This window comes from Pseudokineococcus sp. 1T1Z-3, from assembly GCF_037482365.1.
In the GTDB taxonomy this organism is placed as follows: domain Bacteria; phylum Actinomycetota; class Actinomycetes; order Actinomycetales; family Quadrisphaeraceae; genus Pseudokineococcus.
The window spans coordinates 298-1,139 of record NZ_JBBHZF010000013.1 but is presented as its reverse complement, the minus strand read 5'-3'; the positions used below and the strand labels follow the sequence as shown (position 1 = coordinate 1,139).

Annotated in this window: 1 protein-coding gene; it reads right to left on the bottom strand. The window is 77.2% G+C overall.

Going from position 1 to position 842, the window contains the following annotated elements:
- Window positions 1-99: 99 nt before the first annotated feature.
- A partial coding sequence (locus WDV86_RS04700; protein WP_339566447.1) for a DUF4192 family protein occupies window positions 100-842 on the bottom strand: 743 nt, incomplete at its 5' end.

The window sequence follows — 842 nt, the reverse complement described above, 5'->3', positions numbered from 1 at the left end:
GGAGGCGCCGGCGCGGCCGGCGAGCTGGCGGGCTCGACGGGGCCGGGACCACGCGGGGAGGGCCGACGCCATGCGGCGGCGGCCCTCCCCCGGGGGTGCTCAGTCGGTGGTGGTCCAGGCGGGGGCCATGCCGTTGGCGAGGATGTCGCGGGTGAGCAGGGCCAGGCTGTTGGCGGAGTCGGCCTCGATCGCGGCGTCGACGGCGAGGTTGGCGGTGGCGCCGTCGCCGGACCACCACGCCAGGACGGCGGCGGTGGCGTAGGCGTGCGCGGCGGGGGCGCCGCTGGTGTGGGTGGCGGTCCGCAGCAGCAGGGAGACCTCGGCGGGCAAGGTCATGGTGCTGGGGCGCCGGGGCTTCGCGCCGCCGGCGGCGGCGAACATCTGCCCGAAGGCGACCCGGCTCGCGTCGGTGAGGTCGCACGCCTCGCCCTGGGTGACGACGAAGGCGATCACGAGGTCACGCCACGTCGGCACGGACAGGACCGCGGCCAGGCGCCCGTAGGTGTCGGCGTCATGGTCGCCGTCGCGGCCGGTGATGAAGGGGCGGGTCCACTCGAACAGGGCCGCGTGAGCGCGGGCCTCGGCGTCGTTGGTGTCGGCGGCCTGGCCGTGCTCGGTGATCCAGGCCAGGCGGGCGGCCTCTGCCTCGCGGCGAGCGGTCGGGGTCGCGGGGGCGGGCAGCAGGGCCTCCCGGGTGGCGGCGATGGTCTGGCCGCGCATGGTGGTCTCGGCGCGAACGACGCTGGCCTCGACGTCGGCCAGGGGCCAACCCTCGGCGGGGCAGCAGCGGTCGTCGGAGCAGTCGAGGGAGCCGTAGGCGGTGGCGCTGACCCACAGGGCGC